The organism is Salicola sp. AFF1, from assembly GCF_056783195.1.
Genome location: NZ_JBXAYL010000195.1, coordinates 1 through 258, shown reverse-complemented (window position 1 = coordinate 258; position 258 = coordinate 1). Strand labels below are relative to the sequence as shown.

Here is a 258-nt window from a genome sequence, read left to right as displayed (position 1 = left end):
CCGGCCTCGGCGGCGGCAATGACGAGCGCGAGCAGACGCTGAACCAGTTGCTGGTCGAGATGGACGGCTTCGAGGCCAATGAAGGCGTGATCCTGATCGCGGCGACCAACCGTCCTGACGTGCTCGATCCCGCGCTGCTGCGTCCCGGCCGCTTCGACCGCCAGGTCGTGGTGCCGAATCCGGACGTCGTCGGTCGCGAGCAGATCCTCAAGGTCCACGTCCGCAAGGTGCCGCTGGCGCCGGATATCAACCTCAAGA

At 66.7% G+C, this 258-nt stretch carries 1 protein-coding gene; it reads left to right on the top strand.

The genetic code is table 11. The annotated features are described in order from the left end of the window. Nucleotides 1–258 (top strand): AAA family ATPase (locus AC1RQI_RS17315; RefSeq protein WP_481905848.1); only part of this gene is annotated, 258 nt, incomplete at both ends.